Here is an 846-nt window from a genome sequence, read left to right as displayed (position 1 = left end):
GGTTTGAAAATGGAGAGTTTGTCTTTGATAAGAACGTAGATAGTGTAGAACTTGAATTTGATTATAACAATGATTTGTATCAAGGAAAGATGACTATATACAATCCAAATAAATATTCCATTGATACTCAAACAGATTTAACAGGGCAAGATATTGATGAAAAGGACAATAAGATTGATGATTTAACTAAAAATATTAAGGACTTGGAAAATCAGATCAAAGACTTAAATGATAAGAAACAAGAAGACCAAACAAAGATAGATGAATTAAAGGAAAAGTTAGAATCTTGCAAAGATAATGGAGAGAAACTAAAACAAGAAAAAGCTAAGCTAGAAGAAGAAATTAGAGATAAAGATAATAAGGTTGCTCAATTGAATAAAGAAATTGAGGATCTTAAAAACTCCAATAATGATGAACTAATAGCAGAAATTACTCAGCTTAAAGATGAATTAAAAAGATTACAAGATGAAAATGCAAAACTAAAAGAAGATTATTCATCTACAAAATGGGAGTTAGAAGCTGAGAAAGAAAAGACCGATAAAAACGAAAATAAAGTCAAAGAAATGCAAGAAAAGCTTGAATCTTTAGAAGGAGAACTTGCAAAGAAAATTAAAGAAATTGAGGATAAAGATAATAAAATTAAGGACTTAGAAAAAGCTCTTAATGAAAAAGATACTAAGATAAAAGACTTAGAGTCTAAAAAGAAAGAGACAGAAAATTCTAAGTCAGAATGCTTTAAGAAAATTGAAGAGCTTCAAAAGGCTATTGATAGTTTAAAAGAATCCTCTGAAAATACAAAAAAAGAATTAGAAGATAAGATTAAAGGACTAGAAGAAAAACAAAAAG

At 27.4% G+C, this 846-nt stretch carries 1 pseudogene; it reads left to right on the top strand.

Annotated elements, in window-relative coordinates:
* Positions 1 to 846 (top strand): annotated as a pseudogene (locus tag HMPREF0077_RS10010) (leucine-rich repeat protein); the annotation flags it as partial.

The organism is Anaerococcus tetradius ATCC 35098 (genome assembly GCF_000159095.1).
Lineage (GTDB): Bacteria > Bacillota > Clostridia > Tissierellales > Peptoniphilaceae > Anaerococcus > Anaerococcus tetradius.
Note: the sequence above shows the minus strand (reverse complement) of the source record. Positions and strands in the feature narration are given on the sequence as shown.